At 61.2% G+C, this 23,053-nt stretch carries 16 protein-coding genes and 1 tRNA gene; 6 read left to right on the forward strand and 11 right to left on the reverse strand.

What is annotated here, in order from left to right; translation table 11 throughout:
• Position 1: 1 nt before the first annotated feature.
• From WS68_RS24565 to WS68_RS24580, 4 genes are all read right to left on the reverse strand, one after another.
• Entirely contained in the window at positions 2 to 805 is an 804-nt protein-coding gene (locus WS68_RS24565; protein ID WP_059573320.1) for a 2OG-Fe dioxygenase family protein, read from the reverse strand.
• 255 nt (positions 806 to 1,060) lie between these two features.
• Positions 1,061 to 1,351, reverse strand: a complete 291-nt coding sequence (locus WS68_RS24570; RefSeq protein WP_059573321.1) for an acyl carrier protein — start codon at positions 1,349 to 1,351, stop codon at positions 1,061 to 1,063.
• A gap of 7 nt (positions 1,352 to 1,358) precedes the next feature.
• Complete coding sequence (locus WS68_RS29440; protein WP_082710291.1) at positions 1,359 to 3,878, reverse strand: acyl-CoA dehydrogenase family protein; 2,520 nt, start codon at positions 3,876 to 3,878, stop codon at positions 1,359 to 1,361.
• Positions 3,875 to 5,629: a fatty acyl-AMP ligase gene (locus WS68_RS24580; RefSeq protein ID WP_197419677.1), complete on the reverse strand. Its 1,755-nt coding sequence runs from the start codon at positions 5,627 to 5,629 to the stop codon at positions 3,875 to 3,877. The genes WS68_RS29440 and WS68_RS24580 overlap by 4 nt, the downstream gene beginning before the upstream one ends.
• A gap of 685 nt (positions 5,630 to 6,314) precedes the next feature.
• On the opposite strand from WS68_RS24580, the gene WS68_RS24585 reads away from it, so the two are divergent.
• Positions 6,315 to 6,821, forward strand: a complete 507-nt coding sequence (locus tag WS68_RS24585) for a sigma-70 family RNA polymerase sigma factor (protein WP_059573351.1) — start codon at positions 6,315 to 6,317, stop codon at positions 6,819 to 6,821.
• 915 nt (positions 6,822 to 7,736) lie between these two features.
• On the opposite strand, the gene WS68_RS24595 is transcribed toward WS68_RS24585, so the two are convergent.
• From WS68_RS24595 to tig, 5 genes are all read right to left on the reverse strand, one after another.
• Positions 7,737 to 7,812, reverse strand: a tRNA-Val gene (locus WS68_RS24595).
• A gap of 167 nt (positions 7,813 to 7,979) precedes the next feature.
• On the reverse strand, positions 7,980 to 10,403 hold the full coding sequence (gene lon, locus WS68_RS24600) for an endopeptidase La (protein ID WP_059573324.1): 2,424 nt from the start codon (positions 10,401 to 10,403) through the stop codon (positions 7,980 to 7,982).
• Between the two features lie 201 nt (positions 10,404 to 10,604).
• A complete protein-coding gene (clpX, locus tag WS68_RS24605) occupies positions 10,605 to 11,876 on the reverse strand; it encodes an ATP-dependent Clp protease ATP-binding subunit ClpX (protein WP_059573325.1) in 1,272 nt (423 codons plus the stop codon).
• A 159-nt stretch (positions 11,877 to 12,035) separates the two neighbouring features.
• Positions 12,036 to 12,689, reverse strand: coding sequence for an ATP-dependent Clp endopeptidase proteolytic subunit ClpP (gene clpP, locus WS68_RS24610; protein WP_059573326.1), 654 nt, complete (start codon positions 12,687 to 12,689; stop codon positions 12,036 to 12,038).
• 133 nt (positions 12,690 to 12,822) lie between these two features.
• Positions 12,823 to 14,169: a trigger factor gene (gene tig, locus WS68_RS24615; RefSeq protein ID WP_059573327.1), complete on the reverse strand. Its 1,347-nt coding sequence runs from the start codon at positions 14,167 to 14,169 to the stop codon at positions 12,823 to 12,825.
• 390 nt (positions 14,170 to 14,559) lie between these two features.
• Here tig and WS68_RS24620 point away from each other — a divergent pair, with 390 nt between their 5' ends.
• Positions 14,560 to 15,729 (forward strand): glycerate kinase, encoded by a 1,170-nt coding sequence (locus WS68_RS24620; protein ID WP_059573328.1) that lies wholly within the window; start codon positions 14,560 to 14,562, stop codon positions 15,727 to 15,729.
• Positions 15,730 to 15,847: 118 nt separating this feature from the next.
• Positions 15,848 to 16,297, forward strand: a complete 450-nt coding sequence (locus tag WS68_RS24625) for a MarR family winged helix-turn-helix transcriptional regulator (protein WP_059573329.1) — start codon at positions 15,848 to 15,850, stop codon at positions 16,295 to 16,297.
• A gap of 257 nt (positions 16,298 to 16,554) precedes the next feature.
• Here WS68_RS24625 and WS68_RS24630 read toward each other — a convergent pair whose 3' ends face one another.
• Complete coding sequence (locus tag WS68_RS24630; protein ID WP_442857187.1) at positions 16,555 to 17,646, reverse strand: response regulator transcription factor; 1,092 nt, start codon at positions 17,644 to 17,646, stop codon at positions 16,555 to 16,557.
• A gap of 419 nt (positions 17,647 to 18,065) precedes the next feature.
• On the opposite strand from WS68_RS24630, the gene WS68_RS24635 reads away from it, so the two are divergent.
• The 3 genes from WS68_RS24635 to WS68_RS24650 all read left to right on the forward strand — a co-directional run bounded on the left by WS68_RS24635 (position 18,066) and on the right by WS68_RS24650 (position 21,310).
• The gene (locus tag WS68_RS24635) at positions 18,066 to 19,253 is read left to right on the forward strand and encodes an MFS transporter (protein WP_059573330.1); all 1,188 of its coding nucleotides are present in this window, start codon (positions 18,066 to 18,068) and stop codon (positions 19,251 to 19,253) included.
• Between the two features lie 48 nt (positions 19,254 to 19,301).
• A complete protein-coding gene (locus tag WS68_RS24640; protein WP_059573331.1) occupies positions 19,302 to 20,411 on the forward strand; it encodes a class II histone deacetylase in 1,110 nt (369 codons plus the stop codon).
• Positions 20,412 to 20,668: 257 nt separating this feature from the next.
• Positions 20,669 to 21,310: a phospholipase D family nuclease gene (locus tag WS68_RS24650; RefSeq protein WP_059573333.1), complete on the forward strand. Its 642-nt coding sequence runs from the start codon at positions 20,669 to 20,671 to the stop codon at positions 21,308 to 21,310.
• 372 nt (positions 21,311 to 21,682) lie between these two features.
• Here WS68_RS24650 and WS68_RS24655 read toward each other — a convergent pair whose 3' ends face one another.
• Complete coding sequence (locus WS68_RS24655; RefSeq protein WP_156429665.1) at positions 21,683 to 22,579, reverse strand: hypothetical protein; 897 nt, start codon at positions 22,577 to 22,579, stop codon at positions 21,683 to 21,685.
• Between the last annotated feature and the right edge of the window lie 474 nt (positions 22,580 to 23,053).

A 23,053-nucleotide genomic window follows, 5' to 3' on the forward strand; every position in this document is an offset into this window, starting at 1 on the left:
CTCACGACGCAAGAGGAATCGGCGAAAAATCGATCAGCATGACCGTGCGCGCACCTGACCTTGCACCGGGCGCGCAGGCGACCGCGCTGACGTGATGGCACACGGCGGCGTCATCGATGATGTAGCTGTCTAGCGGCTCGGTCAGCATGAAAGTGGTGAGCGCATCGGCGGGCACCTCGGTAATGCGCTCGCCGGCATACCGAGGCGCGGCGATATAGTTGAGCCCGCCCGACACGCCGCTGCGATTGACCAGATGAACGGCGGTATACGGCTGGCCATCGCGGTGCAGGCAGTCTGGCGTGCTGCGCGACGGCTTGCCAGGAACCGCATTGAGCCGAACCAGATGAAAGCCACATTGCAGCGGCTCATCGCGGCCCGTCCAGCCCGTTAGATCGAAGTCGAACCAGATCAGCCTGTGAATCAACGACAACTGCAACACGTGATCATTCGCGCGCAGGAATCGGCGGCGCACGCCGCCATATTCCGGTTGAAATTCGGTCGCCTGCTGATATTCGATTTCGACCTTGCCGCCCTCGCCAACGATTCCGGGCTTCCAGCACAAGGTTCGAGTCGACGGCGTCAATACAGCTTCGGCATAACAGCGATGCCGGCCGTCGCCACCGAAGCCGTCGAGCGGCAAGGTCTGCGCATAACGCGCCAACTGATCCAGTTCCCGCTGCTCAACCTCGCCGAGCATCAGATCTGCCCGGTCAAACGTCGCCCAACCCATCGTGCGCAAAGCATTGCCAATCTCCGAATCCATACGCGGGTCGGCTGGAAAACTTCCCTCTTCGATCCTTTGCATGCTTTCATCCCGAACTTGGAATTGGAGAAAAACGACTCACGCACTGAATCGCCCACTCCAATTACTATGCATTTCTAACTAAATAGGCGAGATTCCGCAGTCAAAATTGAACCAACTGATTTTGGATTTCCGACTAGGCCCACCCGGATTCCATTCGCATCCGGCATCCGATAATCGTCTAGACCGATAGCGTTCGGCCGCAAAGCTCGCCAAGACAGGCAGGACCTTTACCCATCCTGCGTTTCGCCGGACTCGTCATTTCTCGCTCGCCATGACGTCTGCGCCGTCCGCCATCAGCCGGTTGCAGAGTTCCTGCGCGATTTCGGCAACTGTCGGAAAATCCCACGCGATCGTGGGCTCCACGACACAATGCAGCGTTTCCTCGATCTCACCGCATAGCGCGAGCGCATAGACCGAGTCCAGTCCGATTGTGTCCAGCGGAGTGCTAGCTCCGATGTCCTCCGGAGAAATTTGCAGATAACGCGCAATCCGCTCCGTCAGCCATTGCTGGATCGACGAGCTGTCGATATTCGCGAGATCGGGCATTTGAGGTTCAATCGTTTTCAGGGACATCGGCACCTCCGTTAAGTACGGCATGATGTAGGCATAACGAACGATTTGCATCGACGCGCGCGACGATTTCCGACATGACCGCGTCGTAAATATCCGGTGACAAAAGCGACTTCGGCCGGCCAAGCCGCGTCTGCAGACGAGACAACGCCGCGACAATCCAAGCAGATCCACCGACAAACGATTGCTCTGCCCTCGCCCTCTGCGCCTGCCACACACCAACGCAAGCAGCCGCGGCCGCGAGCCACGCATAGCGCTGCGCGAGCGCGAAGCTATCGGGGTGAGCACCCGGGCCTGTTTCACTGGGTGCCAATGACGCCGACGCAATACGAAGCTCGTCGCGAGCCGTCGCGAGATCGCGAACAAGGCGTTCGATAGACGTATTCCATTCACCGGTTGACGAAAATGTATCGCATGCATTGGCAAGCGTATCGAGCAACCGGTCCTCACCATGAGCCGCGATAGTCAGCGCATCGAAATCGAACAGCGGCAACGGCACATGCTCGTCGAACAATTCAAGCGCTGCTCCCGCGCGACGCGCGGCACGACGTCCAAGCGCCGGCAATTGTGAAAGCAGCGTGAGCAAGCACGCCGTGCCGCCAGCATGCGCGACGCTCACGATCGGCAAATCGCGCATCATCTTGCCGAAAATGGCATACGGCCCGTCACGCAAATACGCGCGCGCGCCGAGTATGATTGACAGCGTGTTCATGCTTTCGCGCAACAACAGCGGCACGAGATATTTGACGGTGGCGGCATAAACAGATGCATGCGCGGGGGCGAGATGCAAACTGCGAGCGGCAGCTCGCACCAAACAATCGGCGCTCAGGAGATCCACCATGACGTCGCTCAGCGCGCTGCGCACATAGGGCAGCTCGATGACCCGCGCACCATACAGCCTGCGCTCGCGTGCAAAGCCGACCACTGCCCGCAGCGCCGTATCCAGCATGCCGATCGCCATGCCCGGCAACACAATTCGCGTGACCTGGAACGAACGCAACGAGATCTCGGCTCCCGAACCGCGTGATGCGACGATTCTCCCGACCGGCACACGCACGCGCATCGGCGCGCTGTCGAGCATCTGCTGATGCACGTCATCTGCGGCTGCCACGAGCCATCGAGTCAAGGCAGTCAGAGAATTCAGTTCCGGCTCGCGCTTGGCGCGCTCATCCATGCTTTCGAGCAATGCGGGCAAAGCGTTGACGACGCCGCATCCATCACGCGCAATCAGACTCAGCGCATTGCGATCAAAGTCAGGCAGCGCCGCAGTCAAATCGAACACGATGGCCGTGCGTGCCGCCTCTGCGCCCCGCCGATACCGTTTCGCGATTGTCTGGAATTCGTTGACGATCGCATTGAGATTGACGAGCGTGTTTCCGTCGAACAACGAAACGATTCGATTATCGCGATAAACCTTTTGAAACATCCCGTCGGCATAGACGCCCACGAGAAATGCACGCGCGCCCATCAAGTCAGCGAGCGTATCGAGCATCGCTTCGGTGCGCGTCGGCACTAGGTATTTGACAACGGCCGAAGTCACGCTCATATCGCCAGGTAACGCCTGAATGCTGCGCGTGCCGACGAGCGCGACTGCTTCGGCGAGCAATTGATCGGCATAAGCGTCGATCAGCGTGCGTCGCGCAAGCGGCAATTCGGCGAGTGTGCGGCCGTACAGGCTGCGCTCACGCGCAAAGCGCACTGCGAGCCGCAGTGCATGATCGGCGGCGCCGAGCGAGAGCGACGCGCACAACGTTCGCGTGAGCTGCAAACCCTTTAGCACGATTTCGAGGCCGGCGCCGCGCGATCCGATTCGCGCGTCGTTCGAAACCCGCGCATGATCGAATGCGATGCCGCTAATGTCCGCGCCGCGGATTCCGTGCGTGTGTTCTTTAGGTAAATAGCGCAAGCTGCCATCTTCCAGTTCAGCCTTGTCGATCAGCAGCATGTCGAAACCGCGTGGGCCGCCCTCCGGCAACGTGCGCGCGAGCACACTGATCAACTCGCCTCGCGTGGCGTTGTTGATGAGCCATTTCTCACCCGAGATCCGATAGCCACTGCCGGCTTCGGCATGGGCTTCGGCACATGTGTCGTTATGCAGCAGATCGCTGCCATGGTCGCGCTCGGTCAACCCCCATGACACGATTGCGCCGCCGCACACGCGTTCGGCGACTTGCAATGCCTGCTCAGCCGTCGCCCCCACCCAGACGCATACCGCACCGAGAAACGTTTTGCCGTGGCCGATTGCGACGGTCAGATCGCGGCGTGCCAACATCCGGATCAACTGCAGCGGCTGCTCGAAATCGCGCAGCATGCCGCCAAACGCCTCAGGCACGTAATAGCGGGGCAGCCCCCATTGGTCCAGGCTTGCGCAGATGGCGTCGGGAAAGCGTTCCTGTGCGTCCAATGTTGCGCACCGCGCGTAGGAAAAAGCGTTCTGCGGATTGAACGGATCGCCGAGATATTGATCGAATGCGCTTGCCAGCGCGAACGGAGCATAATTCATGCGAGCGCCGTGGATTGAGGCGATGCATGTGCGACCTCGCCGCCTTCGCTCGAAAGCCGTTGCCGAACCTGCACCTGAATATCCTCCTGCAACGCAGGCAGCCGTCTCGTCAGAAAACGCTCACGCATCAAGCCCCGCTGCACCTTGCCGCTCGTCGTCCGCGTCACAGCACCACGCGGCACGAGCACGACGCTCGGAGCCGCAATGTCGAACTCGCGGGCAACAGCCGCCTTGATATGAACAGACAGATCCGCCGTCGATAAGCCCTCCGCTACAAGTGTCTCTTTGATCTCGTGCACAATGACAACGCGCTCGCCGTCCGCCTCGACAGCAAACACGGCGCCCATCCCCGCCCCCAACGCGGGATGCAGCTCGCGGATGAAATGTTCGATATCCTGCGGATACAGATTTCGGCCGTTGACGATCAACAGATCCTTGAGGCGGCCGGTTACGAAAAGTTCGCCATCGAGCACGAAGCCAAGATCGCCGGTGCGCAGGTACGGCCCTTCTCCAGTAGCAGTCTCGGCCCGGAACGTCGCGTCGTTGATATCAGTGTGTCCCCAGTAGCCGTGCGCAACGCTGTCGCCGCGCAACCAAATTTCACCGATTCGGCCGCCCATCAGCACTTCACGCGTTTGCGGATCGACGATACGCAGATCGAGATCGACGACGCGGCCGCTGCTGACCACGCGCCGCGCCGGATCGTCGGCCCTTGCGGGTGTGGCCTCGTTACGTTCGAGCGAGCCGGCGTCGATATCGAGCAGCACTGGCGGTGTCGCGACATGATTGACGGTGGCAAGCAACGTGATTTCAGCCATCCCGTAGCAAGGCGCAAACGCGCTCGATGCAAAGCCGACCGCTGCGAAGCGCGCGGAGAATGCTTCGATCGTTCGCGCACGAACAGGCTCGGCACCATTCAGCGCCACTTTCAGCGTCGACAGATCGAGTCCGGCGAGTTGCTCGTCCCGGATGGCTCGCGTGCATAGGTCGTATGCAAAGTTGGGCGCAACCGTGATCGTGGCGGCGTAATGCGTCACGGCCTCCAGCCATCGAACAGGCCGCCTGAGAAACGTGGACGGCGCCATGAACGCGCAATCGCAACCCACATACAAGGGATGCAGCAGCATGCCGATCAGCCCCATGTCATGAAAATGGGGCAGCCATCCGGTCACGACGCTGTCGGTACTACTCGCGACGGCGCGCTGAATCTGTGCTTCGTTATGCAGCAAGTTGCGATGCGTGACGGCGACGCCCTTCGGTTCTCCAGTCGAGCCGGACGTGTACTGCAAAAACGCGATCGACGACAGGCCGATATCCGGCATTTGCCACGCACTTGCACCGGCGTCCTCGACGGTGTCGGTCGCTGCGCAGTGAAACGAAACCTCGATATTCGGATCGTCGAGGCAGCGCGCCAGCCTATTCGCCTGCTCAGCCGATGCGCTCAGCACAAGCCGAATGCCGGCATCACGCATGATGCGTTTCGTTCGTTCGACGCTGCGCGCATCGCCCGGAAACGGAACCGGCACGGCGATCACGCCGGCGTAAAGACACGCGACGAACGCTTGCAGGAACGCCAGCCCTTCCGGATAAGCCAACAATACGGGGCGCGAATTTGCACCGCACGCCGACAGCCATGCCGCGATCGACCGAGCGCGGCGATCCAACTCGTGATAACCGAGCCTTTCCTCTCCAACGGGATCGCCGGGCTTGCCATGCATGAAGACATAGTGCTTTCCGCTTCCACACCTAATCACTTGATTACTAATGTGTTCGGCAAAATTAGACGGCACGCTTTACTCCATCGGTCATTTATACAAACACGGACAAGCAATATCAATATTTGCTGTGACCCTGAATACAAATCAAGCAATTAACCAGCGAACCGGATTGATATATAAGGCAGTGGTAAATGAAGCATTCTGTTTGCAAAAAACACAGAGGTCTCGCGATAAAATTCCAATGCTTGGTTAACGCTCGGCTCACTAGGTTTATTCGCCGAAATCAAAAAAAATTTTTCTGATTTTGTTGCAGCAAAGTTCACGAATAGAGCATATGATCGACTTCGTGTCACTGGTAACACACGCATTGGTTTACATGTAAACAAAACTTGACGAATGCATAAACAAGGTCAATTCGCTCGAATCCAACGCTGTAAATAATCGCTGCGTCAGCTTTCCGAATTCTGCATTCGGGCAGCCGGTGTATCACCTCATTAATGTGAATCGATCAGTTTTATTGGTCGCCATTAAGCCGCAATTTTCATTCGCCTTTCGATATTTGGGTGACCGATAACACGTCGAAAATAGATGCGTCCGTTGTCATACCACCACTCAGATTGCGTGAAAACGGAAAGCTCGATCGACTTGCAAAAGTGAAATGAATCGCATGCTGGGAGATATGTGCGCAGCACCTTCGCCGATGGAGAAAGCCGTATTTATGACCCGTGCAGATCTCGCCTCTACGCTTCCGCGGTTGCTGCCGCGCTTGTTGGCATTTGCGCGCCGCCTTTGCGGCGACACGCACGATGCCGACGATCTGGTGCAGCGCGCCTGTTTGAGAGCCCTCGAACGCTCTCATCAATTACAGCGAGACACCTCGCCGCTGAACTGGATGATGTCGATCGTACATTCGAGTTGGATGAGCGAACTACGCGCGCGGCGCGTGCGCACCCGATCGCAGATCGATTGGAACGACGATTTCATGGACACATTGGAAAGTCCCGCCGCCGTCGATCCTCAAGTACAGGCGATGAATGCTCAAGTCCTCAGGGCAGTCGAATTGCTGCCCGAAACCCTGCGCGGAACCATGATGCTGATTGCAATCGAGGGGTTGAGCTATCAGGAAGCGGCCGGTGAGCTCGACGTTCCGATAGGCACGGTGATGAGCCGGTTATGGCGCGCACGTCGCTCAATCGGCGCGCAATTCGAGATGAGCGACTGCTGATCCAACCGACTCGGCATTCGGTTCGATTTAGCTCGGTTTAGCATGGAAATTCCGACGCCGTACCTTTCGGTCGATTTACGTTGACCATTTTCATTTCTTGCATACGTCGCTGCGGGACAAGAGCGAGTGAATTTCCCTGCCCCATGCTTCGGGACTTCGCCGACCTGAAACATCTACGGTGTCGCGTAAATTTTAGCTTTGGTATTCCACAAATTGATCGATGCTTATGAGCTAGATGAAGCAGGATCATTGCCGGTCTGCATAAGCCCTTGATTTCGCCTAGCATGGTTCGGTCATATGTCCCTTCCGTTCTTCATCTCCACTCATCGACGAAACAGCTGCGATCTGCCTGAACGCAAACGGCGCGATCAATTCGCGTCGAGTGCGGCCATTCGTCACGATACTTCGGATTACTGATTCGTGCGGCCGTATCAGCATGCACGCGGACCGAATCGATTCGTTGCCGGTATGTCAGCATGCCGTCGATTTGCGCATCGCCGAAGTAATAGCGATCGGTCGAACCAATTTCAACGAACGTGTTGTTGCGGCGCCACCGCAAAATTTCGGTGTCCTCGATGAAGTGCCAGCCGAAGCGGCGTGTACGCCTGACGCATCATCGGACGGCAATCACGCTGGAAGCGATACATGTCGTGGAGGCGCGCGCAAAAGCGTTCGTTTATGCGCATAACCGGCCTTCGTGAATATCACCAAGGCAGCTATTTCACGGCGAACATGTTCGTTGAGCGTGTCTATGGTGGCAGCATCGAATACAAGGAGGCCGACCAAAGGTCCATCGCGCGGTCAGCCGTGCTCGAGCCCCATCGGCAAAAACAAAAAACCCGCAAAGCCAGTGACTATGCGGGTTTCAGCATGCTGCAGCAAACATCTTCTTCGGAACGGATCACCAGAAACTGGTGGTGGGTGCTGAGAGGCTCGAACTCCCGACCTACGCCTTGTAAGGGCGCCGCTCTACCAACTGAGCTAAGCACCCGCTCCAAACCGCCACTTTTTTCGATCAGCGCATAGCGCCCTCAAGCAGCGAGCCTGAAATTCTAACCGATCTTTTTATAGATTACCAGCACGAAACAAGAAAAAACCCACGGCCTCGCAACCGTGGGCTGATTACAACTCACAACGGACATCGAGTCCATCGAACGCTCAATGCTTGACGAACTCCGCCGATGCTGCATCCTGCGCTGCGGGTTCCGCAGCGACGGGCGCCGTCTTCGGCTCTTCATCCTGCAACGGATCAGGCAAACGCTCGAGCGCCAGTTCGAGCACCTTGTCGATCCAACGGACCGGCACGATCTCGATCGCGTTTTTCACGTTGTCCGGAATCTCCGCGAGATCCTTGACGTTCTCTTCCGGAATCAGCACGAGCTTGATGCCGCCGCGATGCGCGGCAAGCAATTTCTCCTTCAACCCGCCGATCGGCAGCACCTCGCCGCGCAACGTGATCTCGCCCGTCATCGCGACATCGGCGCGCACCGGGATGCCCGTCAGCACGGACACGAGCGCGGTCGTCATCGCACCACCGGCGGACGGACCGTCCTTCGGCGTCGCACCTTCCGGCACGTGGATATGGATATCCTGCTTTTCGAACGCCTCGTCCTTGATGCCGAGCCGGCGCGAGCGCGAGCGCACGACCGAACGAGCCGCTTCGACCGATTCCTTCATCACGTCGCCGAGCGAACCGGTACGAATCACGTTGCCCTTGCCGGGCATCACGGCCGCTTCGATCGTCAGCAGATCGCCACCGACCTCGGTCCACGCGAGCCCCGTCACCTGGCCTACCTGATTCTCCTTCGCGGCCAGGCCGAAGTCGTACTTGCGCACGCCGAGGAAGGTGTCGAGGTTCTCGCCATCGACCTTGATCGCGCCCTGCGCCTTCTTCAGCAGCAGCATCTTCACGACCTTGCGGCAGATCTTCGACACCTCGCGCTCGAGCGAACGCACCCCCGCCTCCCGCGTGTAATAGCGGATGATGTCGCGAATCGCCTGCTCGGTGACCTCGATCTCGCCGTCCTTCAGGCCGTTGTTCTTCTTCTGCTTCGGCAGCAAATAACGTTGCGCGATGCTGACCTTCTCGTCCTCCGTATAGCCGGACAGCCGAATCACTTCCATCCGGTCAAGAAGCGGAGGCGGGATGTTCAGCGAGTTCGACGTCGCGACGAACATCACGTCCGACAGATCGAAGTCGACTTCGACGTAGTGATCGGCAAACGTGTGGTTCTGTTCCGGGTCGAGCACTTCGAGCAGCGCCGACGACGGATCGCCGCGGAAATCCATCCCCATCTTGTCGACTTCGTCGAGCAGGAAGAGCGGATTGCGCACGCCGACCTTTGACAGACTCTGCAGGATCTTGCCCGGCATCGAGCCGATATAAGTCCGGCGGTGGCCGCGGATCTCGGCCTCGTCACGCACGCCGCCGAGCGCCATTCGGACGAACTTGCGGTTCGTCGCGCGCGCGATCGACTGGCCGAGCGAGGTCTTGCCGACGCCCGGGGGGCCGACGAGGCACAGGATCGGCGCCTTCACCTTATCGACGCGCTGCTGCACCGCGAGATATTCGAGAATGCGCTCCTTGACCTTCTCAAGGCCGTAATGATCTTCATCGAGCACCTTCTCGGCATTCGCGAGATCGTTGTTGACCTTGCTCTTCTTGCGCCACGGCAGCCCGATCAGCGTGTCGATGTAGTTGCGCACGACGGTCGCCTCGGCCGACATTGGCGACATCAGCTTGAGCTTCTTGAGTTCGGCGTCAGCCTTCTTCTTCGCTTCCTTCGGCATCCGCGCGGCGTTGATGCGCTTCTCGAGCTCCTCGAGATCCGCGCCTTCCTCGCCTTCGCCGAGTTCCTTCTGAATCGCCTTGACCTGCTCGTTCAGGTAGTACTCGCGCTGGCTCTTTTCCATCTGACGCTTCACGCGCCCGCGAATGCGCTTTTCGACCTGCAGGATGTCGATCTCAGCCTCGAGTTGCGCGAGCAGATGTTCGAGCCGCTCGACGACTGGGAACATCTCGAGAATGTGCTGCTTCTGGTCGAGCTTGAGCGGCAGATGCGCGGCGATCGTGTCCGCGAGCCGGCCCGCCTCGTCGATGCCCGACAGGGAGGTCAGGATTTCCGGCGGAATCTTCTTGTTCAGTTTGACGTACTGATCGAACTGCGACACGATCGCGCGGCGCAATGCTTCCGTCTCGGCGCTATCGGCGTGATCGGGCTCGAGCGGCAGGACTTCGCACGAGAATTGCGTTTCCTGCTCCTCGATCGACAGCGCCTGCGCGCGCTGCAGCCCCTCGACCAGCACCTTCACGGTGCCGTCGGGCAGCTTCAGCATCTGCAAGATATTCGCGATACAGCCGACGTCGTACATGTCCTTTTCGGTCGGCTCATCTTTCGCGGCGGTCTTCTGGGCGACGAGCATGATATGCTTGCCGCCCTCCATGGCCACCTCGAGCGCCTTGATCGACTTCGGCCGGCCGACGAAAAGCGGGATCACCATATGCGGAAAAACGACGACGTCCCGCAGCGGCAGCAGCGGGAGCGTGGTGCGTTCCGACGGGAGAAGTTGGGTGCCTGACATTTCATTCCCCATGAATGGAATCGATTGTTCGGTAAGTAAGGCCGGCATTACGGAATGCAAGCCTTCGGCGCGTGGGAAATTTCAGTTAAAAAAAGTCACCGTCCGGTGCTGCGTCAGAGTTGCCCACAAGATAAACGAAAAAAAGCCGTTCACTACACGATGAACGGCTTTTTTGCTCATATTTAAAAGAATTACAGCCGATCAGTTCGAACCCGCCACTTTCGGCGTGTCCTCATAGATCAATAACGGTTTGCCATCGCCGTCGATGACATTGTCGTCGATGATCACCTTGCTGACCCCTTTGAGAGTCGGCAACTCGTACATCACGTCGAGCAGCGCCTGTTCGATGATTGAGCGCAACCCGCGCGCGCCCGTCTTGCGGCGAATCGCCTTGCGGGCGACCGCTTGCAACGCGTCCGGGCGAATTTCGAGTTCGACCCGCTCCATCGCGAACAGCTTTTGATACTGCTTGACGAGCGCATTCTTCGGCTCGACCAGAATCTTCATCAGCGCGACTTCATCGAGCTTGCCGAGCGTCGCGACGACGGGCAGACGGCCGATCAACTCGGGGATCAACCCGAATTTGATCAAGTCTTCCGGCTCGACCTCGCGCAGCACCTCGCCCGCGTCCCGCTCCTGCTTGCTCTTCACGGTCGCGCCGAAACCAATGCCGGTTTTCTCGGTGCGATCGGTGATCACCTTCTCGAGGCCGTCGAACGCGCCGCCGCAAATGAACAGAATGTTCGTCGTGTCAACCTGGATGAAATCCTGATTCGGGTGCTTGCGGCCGCCTTGCGGGGGCACCGACGCCATCGTACCCTCGACGAGCTTGAGCAGCGCCTGCTGGACGCCCTCGCCCGACACGTCGCGCGTGATCGACGGGTTATCGGACTTGCGGCTGATCTTGTCGATTTCGTCGATGTAGACGATGCCGCGCTGCGCCTTGTCGACCTCGTAATTGCAGTTCTGCAGCAGCTTCTGGATGATGTTCTCGACATCCTCGCCGACATAGCCGGCTTCCGTCAGCGTCGTCGCATCTGCGATCACGAACGGCACGTTGAGCAACCGCGCGAGCGTTTGCGCGAGCAGCGTCTTGCCGGAGCCCGTCGGACCGATCAGCAGGATGTTGCTCTTCGACAGCTCGACGTCGTCCTTCTTGTCGAGATGCTTGAGCCGCTTGTAGTGGTTATAGACAGCGACGGCCAGAATCTTCTTCGCGCGCTCCTGCCCGATCACGTATTGATCGAGGATATCGCGAATCTCCTGCGGGCTCGGCAAGTCGGACTTGGACAGGCTGGCTTCGACACCCGCCGCGGCCGCTTCGTCGCGGATGATTTCGTTGCACAGGTCGATGCATTCATCACAGATGAATACCGACGGGCCCGCGATGAGTTTCTTCACCTCATGCTGGCTTTTTCCGCAAAACGAGCAATACAACAGCTTTTCGCTGTTCGAACCTTTTTTGTCCGCCATGAATGTAGAGCCTCCGGACACGTGAATTACATAATACGCCGTTTGCCCCGACAGCCACGCGTGGCTGCCCCCGGGAAACGGCCGCGATGTTCTTTTGCCGCGGACGCTCGGGGCACATAACGGGCACCGCCTATTAGGGCGGCACCCTACTAATATCGCTTACGGACGCTTCGTCGACACGTGGTCGATCAGGCCGTATGCCTTCGCATCTTCGCTCGACATGAAGTTATCACGATCCGTATCGCGCGCGATGCGCTCGACATCCTGGCCGGTATGCTGCGCCAGCAGATGATTCAGGCGCTCCTTCAGGTACAGGATCTCGCGCGCCTGAATTTCGATGTCCGACGCCTGGCCGCGCGCGCCGCCGAGCGGCTGGTGAATCATCACGCGCGCATTCGGCAGCGCATAGCGCTTGCCCTTCGCGCCCGATGCCAGCAGGAACGCGCCCATGCTGGCCGCGAGGCCCATGCAGAGCGTTGATACATCCGGCTTGATGAACTGCATCGTGTCGTAGATCGCCATTCCCGCCGACACCGAACCGCCCGGACTATTGATATAGAGACTGATGTCTTTGTCGGGGTTCTCGCTTTCGAGGAACAACAGCTGTGCGACGACCAGATTCGCCGTTTGATCGTTGACCTCGCCGACCATGAACACGATGCGCTCCTTCAGGAGCCGCGAATAGATGTCATACGAGCGCTCGCCGCGGCCGCTCGTCTCGACGACGATCGGCACGAGCCCGAGCGCCTGCGCGTCGAGATCCCGCGAGGCCTGCGAAGCCAACGTGTCCACCAATTGAGCGCGATTAATCATTCGATGAGCCTTGTCCGAGAATGAATGTTTATGCAGCGGAAACAAGCCGGGAAACGCCGCGCGCTGACCGCGCCAATACAAAAACGGCGTGCGGGCCGTCGCTCCGACAGCCCGCACGCCGCTAGCGCGACACTTAAGCCTGTGCCGTTGCGCTTGCCAGTGCTTCGAAGCTTACTTCCTTGTCCGTCACCTTCGCCTTGCCGAGCACGAAATCGACGACGTTGCTTTCAACGACGAACGCTTCCATTTCGGCAAGACGCTGCTGATTCGAATAATACCAGCGGACCACTTCCTTCGGGTCTTCGTAGCTCTTCGCGAATTCGTCCACTTCCGCACGGATCTGCTCGGGCTTCGCCTCGAGGTTGTTGGCCTTCACGAGTTCGGCGAGCACGAGGCCCAGCTTCACGCGGCGCTCGGCCTGCTCGGCGAACATCTCGGCCGGAATCGGCGCGTCCTTCGCGTTCGGCACGCCGCGCTGCACGAGATCCTGGCGCGCCATCTCGACGAGGCGTTGCTGATCCTGCTCGACGAGCGCCTTCGGCACGTCCAGCTCGGAAATCTTCAACAGCGCGTCCATCACCTGGTTCTTCACGATCGACTGCGTGCGGCGCTTCGCCTCGCGCTCGAGGTTTTCCTTGATCTCGTTGCGCATCTTCGTCAGATCGCCATCCTCGATGCCGAGCGACTTCGCGAAATCGGCGTCGATCTCGGGCAAGTGCGGCCATTCGATCTTCTTCATCGTGACCGTGAACTGCGCGGTCTTACCGGCCACATCCTTGCCGTGATAATCGTCCGGGAACTTCAGATCGAATGCGCGCGACTCGCCTACCTTCAGGCCGAGCGCCGCGGTTTCGAATTCGGGCAGCATCCGGCCTTCGCCGAGCACGAACACGAAATCCTCGGCCGTGCCGCCCTGGAACGCGACGTCATCGATCTTGCCGACGAAATCGACCGTCACGCGGTCGCCGTTCTGCGCGGCCGTGTCCGCGCCGCCGTCGCCGTGCTCGCCGCTTTCGCCGCGCGCGTGGAAATGCACGCGCTGCTTGCGCAAGATGTCGAGCGTGCGGTCGATCTCGGCGTCGCCGATCGTCGTCGTCGAGCGCTCGACTTCAGCCGTCGCCAGATCGCCGATCTTCACCTCCGGGTAAACCTCGAACGTCGCGTCGAACGCGTAAGCGTCGGCGGCTTCGCCCTCTTTCGGTGCAAAACTCGGCTGGCCGGCCACCCGCAGGTTCTCCGAGCGGCTGATCGTGAAGAATTCCTGACCGATCTTGTCGCTCAGCACTTCCGCCTCGACTTGGCCCGCATATTGCTGCGCGACCATCTTGAGCGGCACCTTGCCCGGGCGGAAGCCCGGCATGCGCACGTTCTTCGCGAGTTTCTGGATGCGGGCGTCGATCTCCTTCTGCACGACTTCCTTCGGCAGGGAAATCGTCACGCGGCGTTCGAGCTTGCCGAGGTTTTCAACAACGTTAGCCATGGCTTCAATCGTCCTAAAATTATTCGAGCGAATCTGTTTTCCTTGCCGTGCCAGCCTGGCGGCGCAAGCGCTCACACCCCGCTTGCACAACTCGTTGAACGCACTCGTTGCGCCACGATCGGCGGCTTGTTGCACGGCTTTGGCCGGAAGAATCGATCATTCTAGCAAACTATTTCCTCCGCACCGCGAGTTCCGGCCATGGCGCGCCGCAACATCGCGCCCCGGCACGCTACGACGATCTGTGACATACGCCGGGCGGTATCCGGTAAGCTCCCGTTTCGGTTCCGTCGCGGGCCGCACCCGGCGCTGCCTTGCGGCCGCCGCCCCGCCGCCGACTATCCGGCGGGCGCGCTCGGCGACATTCCCTCATCAAAACGATCCGGAGACACCATGCCGCAGCACTCGTTCGCGCCCGTTGTCGTCATTGCGCCCGACTCGTTCAAGGGGTCGTTATCCGCCGAGCAGGTCGCGAACGCGATCGCCGCGGGCATCGCGCGCGCCAGGCCGGATGCCGTCTTGCGCACGCGGCCGATGGCCGACGGCGGCGAAGGCACGCTCGACGCGCTGCTCGCGCACGGCGGCACGCGCCGGATGCTGCGCGTGCCGGGCGCGGCGCTCACGCCGCGCGACGCGGCACTCGGACTGATCGACGCACGCACGGCGATCATCGAGACCGCGGAAATCGTCGGCATCACCGACCCCGACGGGATGCGCGTACCGGTGGCCGCGCGCAGCACGCGCGGCCTGGGCGATGCGATCCGCGCGCTCGTCGACGAAGGCGTGCGCACCATCTACGTCGCGCTCGGCGGCAGCAGCACCAACGATGCGGGCGCGGGTCTGCTCGCCGGCCTGGGGCTGCGCGCGTTCGATGCGCAAGGCCGTGAACTCGAGCCGACGCCCGAGCGGCTCGCACAGATCGCGCGCGTCGACGTATCGGGGCTTGATGCGCGGCTCGGCGACATATCGCTCGTCGCAATGTCCGACGTCGACAATCCGTTGACGGGCGAACACGGCGCGACGGCCGTGTTCGGTCCGCAAAAGGGCGTGACGTCCGATCAAGTCGCCCCGCTCGATGCGGCGCTCGGCCATTTCGCGTCGCTCATCGAGGCGGCGTTCGGCGAGCGGCGCGCCGGTGCTGCCGGCAGCCGCGTGCGTGATCTGCCCGGCACCGGCGCTGCGGGCGGGCTGGGCTTCTCGCTCGCGATGCTCGGCGCGCGCTTTGAGCCAGGCGCGGAAGTCGTCGCGCGACAAATCGGATTCGATGCGGCACTCGAGGGCGCAAACTGGCTGATCACCGGCGAAGGACGCTCCGATGCACAGACGTTACGCGGCAAAGCGCCGTTCGTCGCGTGCGGCCATGCGCGCGCCGCAGGCGTGCCGGCCACGCTGCTGTCAGGCGCGGTCGATCCGGACGCGCTTGCCGCGCTGTCCGAGCATTTCGACGGCTGCTTTTCGCCCGCGCCGGGCCCGATCACGCTCGACGTTGCACTACACGATGCCGCGCGCCTGCTCGAGCAGGCTGCCGAGCAGCTCACGCGGCTGCGCTACGGGCGCGCGTGAGGCCACGCGCAAGCTGCGCCAAGCCGAAAAAAACCAACGGAGATGCGAAAGCCGCACCGTTGACCGCGCACCGCGATGCAGCAACAATCGACCCTGCCCACTCATTCAGGACTCCAATATGGCAGGCGGCAAAACCGGGCTTGACCAGTTCGTGACCGACCGGATGCACGTGCTAAATAAGCTGTCCGATCGCGGCATCGGCGCGATATATCAAACGAGGCTCGGCGTATCGCTGCCTGAGGCGCGCGCGGTTGCATCGGTCGGCGCGTTCGGGCCGTGCTCGGTCATGGAACTCGCGCGGCGCGCGAGCCTCGACAAGAGTCAGGCGAGCCGCACGGCCGAGACGTTGATCGGGCGCGGGCTCGTCAAGCGCGGTGCAAGCGACGCCGACGCCCGCGTGGTGCTGATCGCGCTGACGCCGGCTGGCGTCGCGCTGAACCGCAAGATCATGACGCTCGCGCGCAAATGGAACGACGGGCTGCTCGATTGCCTAAACGACAGCGAAAGACTTGCGTTCAGCCGCGCGCTCGACAAGATCATCGCCAGCGCGCGAGATCGGGCGCAGTGAGCCGCCGGCGGGTGCAGCGGGTAATTCGCGCAACCGGCACGCGATAAGCGCAATAAGCAATCAGCGATTGCGATAAGCGACCTGACAAGCGGCAAACGACGAACGCCAAGTGACGATGTAAACGGCGGCTTGCCGCTCGCCGCCCGAAGTGGGTTGTGTCCGTCACCAGCCATGCAATGCACTCAAGTCGAATCTGCATATCGAACGCGCGTATCGAACGTTACCCAATCAACACCATACCGCACGCCCGACACGCATCACCCGCCCCCGTCGCGCTTCGCACCGCCCTCTTCCCGGTCGAACACACCCAGCGCGCCGGAGATCTGGCTCTTGTCGTGCATCCCGAGCTTGCGATACGCGCAGCGCAAATAGTGGCGCACGGTGGCAGGCGCGATCTCCATCTGCTGCGCCACTTCCTTATGCGAGCGCCCTTGGCCGTAATAGCGGATCGCCGCAAGCTCGCGCGGACTGAGCCGATCGAGCAGCGAACGCGGCCGCGCCTCCAATTGAAACAGGCCGGCGACGGGCACGCACCGTACCGTCAATGCATCCGCCGAATACGGCTGCGACGTGCGGCGGCGTAAATGATCGACGAGCGCGGGCGGCAGACGCGCGCCGCCCCAGTCCCGCCAGTGGGCCTTCAGCAACGCGTCAAAACCCGCGTCCGCATGATGCAGCACGCCGAAGTTGTCGCAGATCGCGCGCACCGTCGACGCGGCTGCCTCGTTGCGCAGGCGGCTCAATTGCGCGGCGCGGTTGATCGTCAATGCGGCGGCCAGATGTGGAATCACGTTTTCGTAGCGGCGCATGTCGTCGGCCGTAAATGGACGATTCAATGCGTGACGGTAAATCGACAGAAATGTCGTGAGTCCGAAGCGACGATCGAGCGTGCACACGCACATGAGCTGCGCGAGCCCATATTTGACACACCAGCCGCGAAACTGGCCATCGAGCCCCGGCTCGACGACCGACAGCGCGACTGCTCGGCCATATGCGCCATGCAGCGTGCGCCGCGCGAGCGGATCGCAATCGCGCACGCGCTTCCAATCGATGAAGAATTCGTGGGGCAGCCGGTATAGATAGCTGTTGTGCAACACCGGACCGCTTGGCATGTGATTCGCCACGCCCGTCCAACCGGCGTCGAACGGCAGATAACGCGACAACAGCTGAAAGAAACCGCATTCGAACTCGCCGATCGCCGCGCTGCCCGCCATCGCATATAGATCGAGTAAAAGCAGGCTCAGTTCGCGCGACGGCGCGCCGTCGTCTTCGAAATCGCGCCGGCGCGGCGCGCGCGGCGGCCACACGGTTTCGTCGAGCACGATCGCCGCGGGCACGTCATGCAGCACGTCGAGGCTCCGCTTGATCCCGGCCCCGCTGTTAGCGTCGCCGGCCTTGCCAGTTCCATTCCCAGCCCTGATCGCCGCCACTGACCGCCCCCTCGCCCGCTCATGCAGCCGGCTTCGCGCACTCCGTCGATAAGCGGCCCATTATAGCCGCCGTCTTTTTTTGACAATCGCCGGCGCGCGAATGCGCGCCGGCCCAGTTCATTTGAACGGGGCCCAGACTCCGCGCCGCCGCGCGAGACAGCAGCCATGTGTTCATGCCCGTGCCCGGCGGCGTTCGAAACGCGCCAGCGCACAACCAAGGGTTTTCCACAACGTTCATCTGGACGGCTTTGCAATGGCATGCGCACTGCCGACACTGCGGATGAACGCGCTGCATGCGCCGGCGGTTTCGCGTCGAATCGTGTCATCGAATTCCGATCATGAAAACATTTCCGCAAGACCCTTCGTTATCCTCTTCCCCGCCGCCCATCGGCACACAAGCGTTCACGCACGGCACGCTCGCCGCGCTCGTCGTGTTCGCGGCGATCACGCCGCTGCAACTGCTCGTCGCACCCGCCGTCGCCGACCAGCTCGGCACGCAGCTCGGGCTCGCGGCGTCGCAAATCGGTATGTATTTCTTCGTCGAGCTTGGCGCGTTCAGCGCCGCGACGCTGCCGTCGTACCTGTGGCTAGGCAGGATCGACGCGCGCCGTGTCGCATGGTGCGCGTGCGCGATTTTCTGCGCAGGCAATCTCGCCACCGCCGTGCTGATGCCCGGCTTTGCGCCGCTGCTCGCGCTGCGCGCGGCAACGGCGCTTGGCGGCGGCACACTGATGGTGCTGTGCATGACGAGCGCCGCGATGAGCAACCACAGCGAATGCGTCTACGGATTATGGGTCGTCGGTCAATTGATTGCGGGGGCGGCCGGGCTCTTTGTGCTGCCGCATCTGTTCAACGCAGTCGGGCTGCGCGCGCTATATGGGGTGCTCGCCGCGCTGACGCTATGCGCCGCGCCGCTTGCCGGCCACTTTCCCGCCTCGCCCCGCGCGCGCCGGCCGCGTGCCCAAACCGCGAACCCGCATGCGGCACGCGCGCTGGCCTCACTCGCTGTCGCCGGGATTCTGACGTTCTATCTCGCGATCGGCGGCGTTTGGACATTCGCAAGCCGGGCCGCGGCCGAGGCCGGCTTTGATACGCGGGCAACCGGCAACGTGCTTGCGATTGCGAGCCTGACCGGTATTGCGGGCGCCGCGCTCGCGTCCTGTCTCGGCGGCCGCGCGTCACGGCGTGCAATGCTGCACGCAGGCTACGGAATACTCGCGGCGTCGCTCGCGCTGCTCGCCGCGGCGCCCGGCCCGGCCGGCTACGTCGCGGCGATCTTCGGCTTCAAATTCTCGTGGACATTCGTTCTGCCGTTCATGCTCGCGAGCGTCGCCGCTGTCGACGCGTCGGGACGCCTGATCGCCACGCTCAATCTCGTGATCGGCTGCGGGCTCGCTGCCGGGCCGCTGATCGCGGGCCTGATGCTCGATGGCGGCGGCACACTGCGCGCGCTGTTCGCGCTCGCCGCCGGCGTGTCGATCGTATCGCTCGCGACGCTGCTGCGCGTCGAGCGCAATGCGCGCTGACGCCGCACGCCCCGTTCCGTCCATTCATCGTCGCTCGAACTGACCGCTATGAAAAAAACCGCCTTCTTCACCGATGAACGTACCTTCTGGCACACGGGCGGCGCACATGCGCTGTTCTTTCCGGTCGGCGGCTGGGTGCAGCCGCCGTCGAGCGCCGGCTATGCCGAATCGCCCGACTCGAAGCGCCGTTTGTTGTCGCTCGTGCATGCATGCGGCCTTGCTGCGCAAATCGACATGCTGAGTGCGCCTGCCGCGACCGAAGCCGATCTGCGGCGCATCCACCCTGCGCACTATCTGGACGCTTTCAAGCGCGCGAGCGACGCGAGCGGCGGCGATCTCGGCGAACTGGCGCCATTCGGCAAAGGCAGCTACGAGATTGCGGCCCTCTCGGCAGGCCTCGCGCTCGCCGCCGTCGATGCCGTGCTTACCGGGCGCGCGGCGAACGCATTCTCGCTGTCGCGTCCGCCCGGCCATCATTGTCTGCCCGACAAGCCGATGGGCTTTTGCCTGCTCGCGAACATCCCGATTGCGCTCGAGGCCGCGCGCGCGAAACACCGGATCGAGCGCGTGGCCGTGATCGACTGGGATGTGCACCACGGCAACGGCACTCAGACGATCTACTACGGCGATCCGCACACGCTGACGATCTCATTGCATCAGGACCGCTGCTTTCCGCCCGGCTACAGCGGCGCTGACGAGCGCGGCACAGGCGCGGGCATCGGCGCGAACCTGAACGTCCCGCTTCTCGCGGGAGCCGGCGACGACGCCTACCGCTACGCGTTCGAGCGGATCGTCATGCCGGCGCTCGATGCGTTTCGGCCTGAACTCATCGTCGTCGCAAGCGGGCTCGACGCAAACGCGGTCGACCCGCTCGCGCGGATGCAATTGCACAGCGACAGCTATCGGTTCATGACGCGTTCACTGTTGGATGCGGCCGGCCGGCATTGCGACGGGCGGCTCGCGCTCGTTCATGAAGGCGGTTATTCGGAAGCTTACGTTCCGTTTTGCGCACTGGCGATAGTCGAAACGTTGTCGGGCATTCGCACTGAAGTCATCGACCCGATGCTCGACCTCGCGATCGCCCAGCAGCCGGGCGATCGCTTCAACGCGTTCCAGCGGCAGCTCATCGACGAACTAGCACAGAGCTTCGGCTATTGAATCGATGCGCGCCCACGGCACGGCCCAACCTGCCGACGCGCCAGTGCCCGGCTTGGTTTCCCGCTGCGCACGTCGTCGCCGCAGGCCGAGCCGCGCGAAGCGCGGCAGGCCCAACGGCAACGCACGCGCCGGGCCGGGCCGGCGGCATTCGCGAGCCGCACGCAGGCATCGCCAGAAAAAATGAAACGATGCGCGCGCATCGTTCGCCACTCGCGTTACACTCACGGCCTCGTTTGTTTCGACTCACCCGGAATCACATGCAGTTGCCCAAGCGGCTCAAACCGAAGCGGCTCATTGCCGCGTGCCTTTGCGCCACGCTCGTCGCCGCCGCGCCGCCCGCCTTCAGCAAGACCGGCCCGGCCGAATCGCTGATCTCCCGCATCGTCGACTATATCGCGAGCGTACTGCCGTTCGCCGCGCGTGAAGCGCCCGCCGGACAAGTCGTCGAAGCGGCGTTCTCGCCCGACGGCGGCGCCGAAGCGCTGATCCTCAAGGTGATAGGCACGGCACGCGTATCGCTCAGGCTCGCCGGCTACTCGTTCACGTCGCCGAAAATTGTACGCGCACTGCTCGATGCGCATCGGCGCGGCGTCGATATCGCGGTCGTCGTCGATAACGACGGCAACCGGTCGAAAGCGTCGAAGCAAGCGCTCAACCTGCTCGTCAACGCGAAGGTGCGCACGCGCACGATCGACCGCTACGCGATCCATCACGACAAATACATCGTCGTCGACGCCCGGCACGTCGAGACCGGATCGTTCAACTACAGCGCCGCGGCCGCGGCGCGCAATTCGGAGAACGTGCTGGTGGTCTGGAACAATCCGGCGCTGGCGTCCCAATACCTGGCGCATTGGCAGAACCGGTTCGATCAGGGCATCGATTACCGGTCGAGCTATTGAGCTATTGAGCGATCAAGTCGGCCGATTCGAATTGGCCCATGCGTGGCACGCGGCCTCGAGCGGCGCGATGGCCTGCCGCAGCCGGCCATCGCGCTCGCGTCAGACATCGGCCGAACGACGAAAGGTCGCGCGCCGTCGGCATAAACCAGTTTTCAGAGCGTCCCGCCCTCGATCCAGAAACACTGCCTGGACAAACCCCGTCCGCGCGAGGCTGGTATGCTTTTTCGCCCAAATGACGACCGCCCTCGAACGACTCCTTCGAAGGCTGCCGCCAGCCAAGCACGCCCGCCCCTTGAATCCAATCGCAACCCTTTGACACGCTGACTTTGCGACGCGGGCGGCAGGCCGCCCCAAACGACTCGCTATGACTCGCTATTTGAGGGGAGAGAGATCATGCCCTGGGAGAATACGCGGGCGCTTCGCGTCCGGAGGCTGAGCCCCCTGCAGACGCTCATCCAGACGCGCCTGGATATTATTCAGTTCGTTTCTGGCCAGCGGAAAATTCCATTGATTTCCTTGCTCTCTATCCAGGCGGGCCATTCTATCCCGGATGACCTCCATAAGCCTTCGCATTTGATTTGCCACTTCATTATTGGCATCGGGCTGAGCCTGCAGAACATCGTCCGCGGCCACCAATGTCTGGCGTAGATTGTGCTCCACCTGCGCTGCTCTAGCCGGTAGATTGCCCTCGAACGCATCCACCGCATCCCTGACCCACTGTACCCTTTCTTGAGCCCGCCGCATCGCCCCCTGATCATCCCGCTGCATTGCCTGATCACCTTCGCGCATGGCCCGGGCAACCATGATCCCAATGTTATTGCGATCATTTCTCAATTGATCGTCTGCCGTCCCTGCCTGCTGAGCGAGCTCTGCGGTTCGCCGGAGCATGGCTTCCCGCTCTTGAGGGGAAACTTGGAGACGACGGGAAATCTGGTAAGTGGCGTCGCGCTTATTCCTCGGACTCGGGCTCGGGGGCTGCTGGGCCGATTGAAGCTCGCCCGGCTCCGTCGTTTGCACGGATCGAACTGCCACGAGACTCACCAGCAACGGGTTTCGTTGAGACGCGGCAGCATCCGTCTGAGCCTTGCCTGAAGGTATCTCCGATGAAACCGCTTGCCTCAATTGCGGCGCCATTTCCCGGACCATGCCGCGGGCCGCCTGATTCAACTCATCGTCGAACTCGGCCGGTCGAGATTGAAGTTGACTCGCTGGATTCACCCGTCCCATGGCGGCGTTGGGCTGATTGTTCAAATTCGCTACTATCGACACTTCCTTTCCTTGTATTTTTACATTCGATAAAATTAATTGAGAGAATATCCACCAATATCCGGGCGAATATTCGCTCGCAATGCGGAACGCTCAATTTGATGAAATCCGGATTCCACATCGCCTCATTATTATGAGGCTTCACTTTTCAGCAGAAGGCAGCGAACGCGCAATATTTCTCGACAATCCGAAAGCGGCTCTTACGTTTTGCACCGCAAAATAATAGATTCGCCAGATTTTTTGAAAACAATTCAATACCGATTGAACTTATCGAGCGAAAATTAAATTTATAATTTATTATTCATTTCCATGAAAAATTGCCACCTCGAAAAATCAATACTCAGCCGATTCGAAAATATCGATTCGAATGAATGAAAAATCGACGGAGCATTTCATGCTCTCACGCCACTTGAGTATGCGCGGTCGGGCGCAGTTGCTGAGCCGTTTTCTCGGATTCAGCGAACTGAGATGCGGCAC

Source organism: Burkholderia sp. TSV86 (genome assembly GCF_001522865.1).
Lineage (GTDB): Bacteria > Pseudomonadota > Gammaproteobacteria > Burkholderiales > Burkholderiaceae > Burkholderia.

Bases quoted from the DNA above. Each gene is read 5' to 3' on its own strand.
- WS68_RS24565 (WP_059573320.1), bottom strand. From the start codon at position 805: ATGCAAAGGATCGAAGAGGGAAGTTTTCCAGCCGACCCGCGTATGGAT.
- WS68_RS24570 (WP_059573321.1), bottom strand. From the start codon at position 1,351: ATGCCCGATCTCGCGAATATCGACAGCTCGTCGATCCAGCAATGGCTG.
- WS68_RS29440 (WP_082710291.1), bottom strand. From the start codon at position 3,878: ATGAATTATGCTCCGTTCGCGCTGGCAAGCGCATTCGATCAATATCTC.
- WS68_RS24585 (WP_059573351.1), top strand. From the start codon at position 6,315: ATGACCCGTGCAGATCTCGCCTCTACGCTTCCGCGGTTGCTGCCGCGC.
- lon (WP_059573324.1), bottom strand. From the start codon at position 10,403: ATGTCAGGCACCCAACTTCTCCCGTCGGAACGCACCACGCTCCCGCTG.
- clpX (WP_059573325.1), bottom strand. From the start codon at position 11,876: ATGGCGGACAAAAAAGGTTCGAACAGCGAAAAGCTGTTGTATTGCTCG.
- clpP (WP_059573326.1), bottom strand. From the start codon at position 12,689: ATGATTAATCGCGCTCAATTGGTGGACACGTTGGCTTCGCAGGCCTCG.
- tig (WP_059573327.1), bottom strand. From the start codon at position 14,169: ATGGCTAACGTTGTTGAAAACCTCGGCAAGCTCGAACGCCGCGTGACG.
- WS68_RS24620 (WP_059573328.1), top strand. From the start codon at position 14,560: ATGCCGCAGCACTCGTTCGCGCCCGTTGTCGTCATTGCGCCCGACTCG.
- WS68_RS24625 (WP_059573329.1), top strand. From the start codon at position 15,848: ATGGCAGGCGGCAAAACCGGGCTTGACCAGTTCGTGACCGACCGGATG.
- WS68_RS24635 (WP_059573330.1), top strand. From the start codon at position 18,066: ATGAAAACATTTCCGCAAGACCCTTCGTTATCCTCTTCCCCGCCGCCC.
- WS68_RS24640 (WP_059573331.1), top strand. From the start codon at position 19,302: ATGAAAAAAACCGCCTTCTTCACCGATGAACGTACCTTCTGGCACACG.
- WS68_RS24650 (WP_059573333.1), top strand. From the start codon at position 20,669: ATGCAGTTGCCCAAGCGGCTCAAACCGAAGCGGCTCATTGCCGCGTGC.